Source organism: Pseudomonas sp. K5002, assembly GCF_013386655.1.
Taxonomy (GTDB): Bacteria; Pseudomonadota; Gammaproteobacteria; order Pseudomonadales; family Pseudomonadaceae; genus Aquipseudomonas.
The window spans coordinates 1-7830 of the sequence record NZ_JACARK010000431.1 but is presented as its reverse complement, the minus strand read 5'-3'; the positions used below and the strand labels follow the sequence as shown (position 1 = coordinate 7830).

7 protein-coding genes, 1 pseudogene and 1 riboswitch are annotated in these 7830 nt (G+C 60.9%); of the genes and pseudogenes, 2 read left to right on the top strand and 6 right to left on the bottom strand.

Annotation, left to right across the window (positions count from 1 at the left end):
* The 5 genes from HX846_RS19655 to ahcY form a co-directional block, all read right to left on the bottom strand.
* The coding region (locus tag HX846_RS19655; RefSeq protein WP_256739842.1) for a DEAD/DEAH box helicase at positions 1-1327 on the bottom strand (1327 nt) is incomplete at its 3' end.
* Between the two features lie 222 nt (positions 1328-1549).
* Positions 1550-2353 (bottom strand): ABC transporter substrate-binding protein, encoded by an 804-nt coding sequence (locus HX846_RS19650; protein ID WP_023659310.1) that lies wholly within the window; start codon positions 2351-2353, stop codon positions 1550-1552.
* 70 nt (positions 2354-2423) lie between these two features.
* Entirely contained in the window at positions 2424-3506 is a 1083-nt protein-coding gene (locus HX846_RS19645) for a hypothetical protein (protein WP_178965942.1), read from the bottom strand.
* Between the two features lie 75 nt (positions 3507-3581).
* Positions 3582-4427, bottom strand: coding sequence for a methylenetetrahydrofolate reductase [NAD(P)H] (metF, locus tag HX846_RS19640; protein ID WP_178965941.1), 846 nt, complete (start codon positions 4425-4427; stop codon positions 3582-3584).
* A 141-nt stretch (positions 4428-4568) separates the two neighbouring features.
* Positions 4569-5978 (bottom strand): adenosylhomocysteinase, encoded by a 1410-nt coding sequence (gene ahcY, locus HX846_RS19635; protein WP_003216850.1) that lies wholly within the window; start codon positions 5976-5978, stop codon positions 4569-4571.
* Positions 5979-5999: 21 nt separating this feature from the next.
* Positions 6000-6105: riboswitch (S-adenosyl-L-homocysteine riboswitch) on the bottom strand.
* Positions 6106-6303: 198 nt separating this feature from the next.
* On the opposite strand from ahcY, the gene HX846_RS19630 reads away from it, so the two are divergent.
* Entirely contained in the window at positions 6304-6708 is a 405-nt protein-coding gene (locus tag HX846_RS19630) for an acyl-CoA thioesterase (RefSeq protein ID WP_003216852.1), read from the top strand.
* A 77-nt stretch (positions 6709-6785) separates the two neighbouring features.
* A complete protein-coding gene (locus HX846_RS19625; RefSeq protein WP_008434095.1) occupies positions 6786-7673 on the top strand; it encodes a formate/nitrite transporter family protein in 888 nt (295 codons plus the stop codon).
* On the opposite strand, the pseudogene HX846_RS39640 reads toward HX846_RS19625, so the two are convergent.
* Positions 7667-7830 (bottom strand): annotated as a pseudogene (locus HX846_RS39640) (sodium:proton antiporter); the annotation flags it as partial. The gene HX846_RS19625 and the pseudogene HX846_RS39640 sit on opposite strands and share 7 nt — an antisense overlap.

The window sequence follows — 7830 nt, the reverse complement described above, 5'->3', positions numbered from 1 at the left end:
GTTCGCCACGGCCATTGGTCGCAGCCTTGTCCTTGCCGCCCTTGTCCTTGCCCTTGTCTTTACGACCGCCACCACCGCCGCCGCCGTTCGGGCCATCGCCCTTCGGACCGCGTGGGTTGTTGCGCGGGTTGCGCACGTCCGGACGTTCGCGCACTTCAGGCTTCTCGGCCTCAACGGCGCTGGAGTCGAAGCCCATCAGGTCGCCGTCGGCGATTTTCTGCTTGGTCATGCGCTCGATGCTTTTCAGCAGCTTTTCTTCGTCCGGTGCGACCAGGGAAATGGCCTCGCCCGAACGACCGGCCCGGCCAGTACGGCCGATACGGTGCACGTAGTCTTCGTCGACGTTTGGCAGCTCGAAATTGACCACGTGGGGCAGTTGGTCGATGTCCAGGCCGCGAGCGGCGATGTCGGTGGCGACCAGGATGCGCACTTCACCGGCCTTGAAGTCGGCCAGGGCTTTGGTGCGGGCATTCTGGCTCTTGTTGCCGTGGATCGCGACGGCGGTGAGGCCGTGCTTGTCCAGGTACTCGGCCAGGCGGTTGGCGCCGTGCTTGGTGCGGGTGAACACCAGCACCTGTTCCCACGCGCCGGCGGTGATCAGGTGGGCCAGCAGCGAACGCTTGTGGGCGGCCGGCAGGCGGAATACGCGCTGCTCGATACGCTCGACCGTGGTGTTCGGCGGCGTGACTTCAATGCGCTCGGGGTTGTGCAACAACTTGCCCGCCAACGCGGTGATGTCGTTGGAGAACGTGGCCGAGAACAGCAGGTTCTGGCGTTTGGCCGGCAGGCGCGCGAGGACCTTTTTCACGTCATGGACAAAGCCCATGTCGAGCATGCGGTCGGCTTCGTCCAGCACGAGGATTTCCACGTGGGACAAATCGACGCTGCCTTGGCCGCACAGGTCGAGTAAACGACCCGGGCACGCAACCAGTACGTCGACACCGCGGGACATGGCCTGAACCTGTGGGTTCATGCCGACGCCGCCGAAGATGCAGGCGCTGACGAACTTCAAGTCGCGGGCATACAGCTTGAAGCTGTCATGCACTTGGGCGGCGAGTTCGCGGGTAGGGGTCAGGACCAGTACGCGCGGTTGGCGCGGGCCATGACGCTGGGATTTGTCCGGGTGACCGTTGGGGAACAACCGCTCCAGGATCGGAAGGGCGAAGCCGCCGGTTTTACCAGTACCTGTCTGAGCCGCAACCATCAGGTCGCGGCCTTGCAACACGGCGGGAATGGCCCGCTGTTGCACCGGAGTAGGCTCGGTATAGCCCGCTGCCTCGATGGCGCGGACTAAAGCCTCGGAGAGACCGAGGGAAGCAAAGGACATGAGTAATCCTGTTTTAGTTAGGGCTTGGCCCAGAGGGATAGTCTTGCCTGGCGTGAATGGCGTTTAGATGAACGCAATCCCGTCCGGTCCTGCTGGGGCTGGCGGGCACTCAGACGGCTCGCGCGGGCTTGAAAGCTGCGCTGTAGCGGGGTCGGGTGCCTTTTGCAAGACCGAAGCGTCCGGGCGTAAGCCTGGCGGAAAGGCCGGAGTATAACAGAGCAATCACTCTGCGCTGCTTTCCTGCTGCTCAACGGTGCGTACGGGCAGGGCTGATGCGCTGGTTTGCGGGCTGCTGCCGGCATATTTGGCGCTCAAGGCCGCGTAGGCAGGCTCTTGCTTGAAGCGTTTGAGTTCGGCGGCGAAGCGTTGCACCAGCAAATCCATGCCGGCACCGCGGCGCACGGCCAGGAACTGTGGCTGGCTGCTGACTACCTGGGGTGCCTGGGTGACCTGGTCCTCAAGTCCAAGGGCCTTGAGTACATGCTGGCCAACCCGACGGTCCGTGATCACCAGGTCGATCCGGCCAAGGGCCAGTTTGCCGAAGTTGGCCTCATGGCTGGCGGCCGGCTCCTGCTTGAAGAGGGTGGACTCGCTGAATTCGGCGCCATAGAGGTAGCCTGGCGAGGTGCCGATGGTCAGGCCGCGCAGGTCGTCGAAGGTCTGGAACGGGTGTGGGCGCTGATTGGCGTAGAACAGCACGAACTCCACCTCGGACAGCGGCTCGCTGGGGTACAGCAGCACCGCGTCGCGTTCATGGCTATGGAAAATATCCAGTGCGCCGTCGGCCTGGCCCTGGTCGAGCATCGCCAGGCAGCGCTTCCAGGGCAGGAATTGCCAATCCACATCGATGCCCAGGCGCTGGAACACGATCACCGTGGTCTCGTAGTCGAGCCCGCGCATGGTGCCGTTGTCGTCGTAGACGTAAGGCGCCCAGGGCTCGGTGACAATGCGCAGTTTCTCGCCATGGGCACCGAGGCTCAGGCAAGCGAAAAGAACAGCAGTCAATAACCGGAAAGTGACAGGCATACCCTGAGATTACGACTGTATCGGGCTAAAGAGAAGCTCTGGCACAGTGATCTGCGGGCGCCCGCCAGGTTTACTTGCCCGGAGATTTGATCAGGTGTTCGTAGATCGCCTCGCGCCGCTCGCCGAGAATCAGCCGCACCACGGGATTGTCAAACCAGTGCTCCAGCAGATGGGCATCCACCGGTCGACCCTGGCGCTCTTCCTGGTTTTGTCGGGCCTTGTCCCACCAAACCGGGCCACACGCCTGGTCGAACTCGTTTTCATGTTCGTAGCAGCCGTAGAGGATTTCCCGGATGAACTGCTGCTGGTGCTTGGGCAGTGCCAGGGTGATCAGCTTGTACATCAAGCGTTGCAGACGAGGCGGGCGGGGCAGGTGGGCGGAAACCTGGCGCGTGTCATTCAGGGCCGTGGCGCTGGTGGGGTTTGCCCCATGCTTGGCGATCCACGCCTTGACCTTGGCCCGGAACAGCTGCTTGCGGCTCCAGTAATGGTGGATCAGGTCCGGGCATTCGCGCACGTTGAGGGTGCGATAGGCGGCAATGGACAGGCAGAACTCTTCCAGGGTGTAGGCGCCCTGGGCATGGGGAAACAGTTCGTCCATCAACTCGATCGAGCGGTCGAGGATGTGCGCGTCCTGCTGCGTCAGGCCCATGACCCCTGAATTGAGGGTCATCATGTCATCGTCGGCCACGCCCATGTCCAGCAGGCGCTGGTACAGGGCGCTGTACAGAATGCTTTCGTGGTTGTCGCCGTACTTGGTGTAGAAGGCGTTGCACAGCAGGGTGCCCGGCTGCACGCGTTCAAACAGCGCCAGGGGCGAATGATGGAAAAACGTATCGGTGTCGATCAGCAGCGCCACTTCGGATTCTTGCAACACTTGCCGCAGCACCACGTGCTTGGTGCGAAAGTGATAGCCGTGAGGCTCGCTCCAGCGTTTGCGCGTGGCTTCGTCCAGCGGGCGTACCCGTACCGGCAGCAGGCGGTAGGGCTCGGGGTTGTCGGTGAAGACCTGGATGTCGATGCCTGTGTCCGGCTCGTCCCGCAGGAACGACAGGGCGCTGGCGATGCTGAATACCGCTTCCTGATGGTAAGTCTCTGCGCCGAACACCAGGTAGACCAGTTGCGGGCGGGACGTCGGGGCGGTTGTATTCATGGACTGCAGAATTCCGTGGGCGTTTAGAACGGCAAAGGCCCTCATTATGAGGGCCTTTGCATTTCGGAACAGACCTTAGCGTGGCAGCTTCAGGTTGTTCCAGACAGCGAGGCTTGGCTCAGCCTGGTTCAGGGTATAGAAGTGCAACCCTGGCGCGTCACCTTGCAACAATTGTTCACACATTTCGCTGATGACCTGTTCGCCGAACGCCTGGATGCTCTTGACGTCGTCGCCGTAGGCTTCCAGTTGTTTACGAATCCAGCGTGGGATTTCCGCGCCGCAGGCGTCAGAGAAGCGCGCCAGTTTGCTGTAGTTGGTGATCGGCATGATGCCCGGCACGATCGGGATGTTCACGCCCATCGCTTGTACACGCTCAACGAAGTAGAAGTAGCTCTCTGCGTTGAAGAAGTACTGGGTGATCGCGCTGTTGGCGCCGGCGTTGGCCTTGCGCACGAAATTCTGCAGATCGTCTTCGAAATTGCGCGCCTGGGGGTGCATCTCCGGATAAGCGGCCACTTCGATGTGGAAGTGATCGCCGGTTTCTTCGCGAATGAAGCTCACCAGGTCATTGGCGTAGCGCAGCTCGCCGCTGGCCATGCCCATCCCGGACGGCAGGTCACCGCGCAGGGCGACGATGCGCTTGATGCCGGCTTGCTTGTATTGGGTCAGCAGGCTGCGCAGGTCGGCCTTGCTGTCGCCCACGCAGGACAAATGCGGAGCTGCAGGTACTTTGACTTGGCTTTCCAGCTGCAGCACGGTGTTGATCGTGCGATCGCGGGTGGAGCCACCGGCACCGTAGGTGCAGGAGAAGAAATCGGGGTGGTAGCTGGCCAACTGCTTGGCAGTTGCCATCAGTTTTTCATGCCCAGCATCGGTCTTGGTCGGGAAGAACTCGAAGCTGTAGCGACGGTCTTGGGACATGGTCATACCTATGGAAACTCATAAAGCCAGAAGGTGCACACCGTCAATGTGGGAGCGGGCTTGCTCGCGAAGGCGGTATGTCAGTAGTAGATAAGTCGACTGACACACCGCCTTCGCGAGCAAGCCNNGGCAGCAGGCAAATCAGTAGCGGTAAGCGTGCGGCTTGAACGGGCCTTCGACCGTCACGCCGATGTAGTCGGCCTGGGTCTTGGTCAGTTGAGTCACTACGCCGCCGAAGCCGCGGACCATTTCCAGGGCCACTTCTTCGTCGAGTTTCTTCGGCAGTACTTCCACGGTCAGGCGCTCGGCTTTCTGGGCGGGCGACAGGTCGGCGTATTTCTGGCCGAACAGGAAGATCTGCGCCAGTACCTGGTTGGCGAACGAGCCATCCATGATGCGGCTTGGGTGGCCAGTGGCGTTGCCCAGGTTCACCAGACGGCCTTCGGCCAGCAGGATCAGGTAGTCATCGTTCTGCGGGTCGAAATCGCCAGCACCGGTACGGTGAACCTTGTGTACCTGTGGCTTCACTTCTTCCCATGCCCAGTTCTTGCGCATGAAAGCGGTGTCGATTTCGTTGTCGAAGTGACCGATGTTGCACACCACGGCGCGCTTTTTCAGGGCCTTGAGCATGTTCGAGTCGCACACGTTCACGTTGCCGGTGGTGGTCACGATCAGGTCGATCTTGCCCAGCAGGGCCTTGTCGATGCTGGCTTCGGTGCCGTCGTTCTGGCCGTTGATGAACGGCGAAACCACTTCGAAACCGTCCATGCAGGCTTGCATGGCGCAGATCGGGTCGACTTCGGAGACTTTAACGATCATGCCTTCCTGACGCAGGGACTGGGACGAACCCTTGCCCACGTCACCGTAGCCGATCACCAGCGCTTGCTTGCCGGACAACAGGTGGTCGGTGCCGCGCTTGATCGCATCGTTCAGGCTGTGACGGCAGCCGTACTTGTTGTCGTTCTTGCTCTTGGTCACCGAGTCGTTGACGTTGATGGCCGGGATTTTCAGCTCGCCCTTGGCCAGCATGTCCAGCAGGCGGTGAACGCCGGTGGTGGTTTCTTCGGTCACGCCGTGGACGCGGTCGAGGATCTGCGGGTATTTCTTGTGCAGCAGCTCGGTCAGGTCGCCGCCGTCGTCGAGGATCATGTTGGCGTCCCATGGCTTGCCATCCTTGAGGATGGTTTGCTCCAGGCACCACTCGTACTCTTCTTCGGTTTCGCCTTTCCAGGCGAACACGGCGATACCGGCAGCAGCGATAGCGGCAGCGGCCTGGTCTTGAGTCGAGAAAATGTTGCAGGACGACCAGCGTACTTCGGCACCCAGGGCAACCAGGGTTTCGATCAGCACGGCAGTCTGAATGGTCATGTGGATGCAGCCGAGAATCTTCGCGCCCTTGAGCGGCTGCTCAGCGGCGTACTTGCGACGCAGGCCCATCAGGGCTGGCATTTCGGATTCGGCGATAAAGGTTTCGCGACGGCCCCAGGCAGCGAGGGACATGTCGGCGACTTTGTAGTCGGTAAAACCTGCAGGCGTGATTACAGCGCTCATGAAGAGCCTCCATTCGTAGTGTGCGAATGGGCGCCGTTGTGCGTTTAGTATCCAGCTGGCTAACCAGGCCGGACAACGCCCCATCCGAGCCTGACAGGTCGAGCCTGCTGCAGCGCCCCTCGGACAGGTGGCGGGAGAACGGTATCAATCGAAGATGACCGTTTTGAAGCGGAGGCGATTATAGCCGCCTGCGCCTGACTTCTAAAGCCTTTCTGTCGGCGGCATGAAGATCGCTCATGGGGTTGATAGGCAATGGCTCATAGAGCTTGGGCCCGGCCTCTGCCATGATGTTGCCCATCATTTCGCAACACGCTTTGGAGTGAACATGAACTTCCACACTCGCAAATGGGTAAAACCCGAAGACCTCAACCCCAACGGCACCCTGTTCGGTGGCAGCCTGCTGCGCTGGATCGACGAAGAAGCGGCCATCTACGCGATTGTCCAGTTGGGCAACCAGCGGGTGGTGACCAAGTACATCTCCGAAATCAACTTCGTCAGCGCCTCGCGCCAGGGCGACATCATCGAACTGGGCATCACCGCCACCGAGTTCGGTCGCACCTCCATCACCCTGACCTGTGAAGTGCGCAACAAGATCACGCGCAAGAGCATTCTGACGGTGGAAAAAATGGTCTTCGTGAACCTGGGTGAAGACGGGTTGCCGGCGCCCCACGGCCGTACCGAGATCAAGTACGTGAAGGATCAGTTCCAGTCGGAAGGCCTCGGCGAGTAATCCTGCGCAGGGCCAGTGAACGCTCTTGATCAACCATAGGTCGTACCTGAACATCGCCCCCCCGTTCAGGTATCACCATGGCCACGCAAGAAGACGGCAAGACCCCCAATCTGTCGCAGGAAGAGCAGCACGACGTCGACAAGAATCAGCCGCCTCGCGCGGCGGTTCTGCATGAAATCATCCGCACTCAAGGCGATCAGGAACTGGAGCGCAACGTCGCCGCGTTGTGGTGGTCGGCGCTGGCCGCCGGCCTGACCATGGGCCTGTCACTGATGGGCATGGGCTTGCTCAACTCGCGCCTGCCGGATGGCGAAGAGTTCAAGGTGATCGCCAGTTTTGGTTACTGCGCCGGCTTTCTTGCCGTGATCCTCGCCCGTCAGCAGTTATTCACCGAAAACACCCTGACCGCGGTGTTGCCGGTGATGAGCAAACCCACGCTGAAGAATTTCGCACGCCTGCTGCGTTTATGGGCCGTGGTGCTGGTGGGCAACCTGTGCGGCACCTTGCTGGTGGCGTACGTGATGCTGCACTTGCCGATCTTTGACACCAAGACCGACCTGGCCTTCCTGGAAATCGGGCGCAAGGTCATGGAAAACGACGCCTACCAGATGTTCGCCAAGGGCATCGTGTCGGGCTGGATGATCGCCACCATGGTGTGGATGATCCCCTCCATGGAAAGCGCCAAAATCTGGATCATCATCCTGATCACCTACCTGATGGCACTGGGAGACTTCACCCACATCGTGGTGGGCTCGGCGGAAGTGTCGTACCTGGTATTTGCCGGCGAGCTGCCGTGGAAAGACTTCTGGCTGGTGTTCGCCGGGCCGACGCTGGCGGGCAATATCATCGGCGGCAGCTTTATCTTTGCACTGATCAGCCATGCGCAGATTCGCAGCGAAAGCAGCCTGCCGGGCAAAGCCGCTGCGGACCCGAGGCATCCGCAGCAGATCAACAAGGGTCAGTGAGTCTCCGGCGCCGCAGCAGGCGCCGGCTCATCCTTGGTCACATGCTTGACCAGCTTGCCGATGCTCAAGCCCTGCAACAGGATCGAAGACAGCACCACGATGTAGGTGATGCTCAGCAGCAAGTCACGCTCCGGGCCCAGTGGCAGGGCCAGGGCCA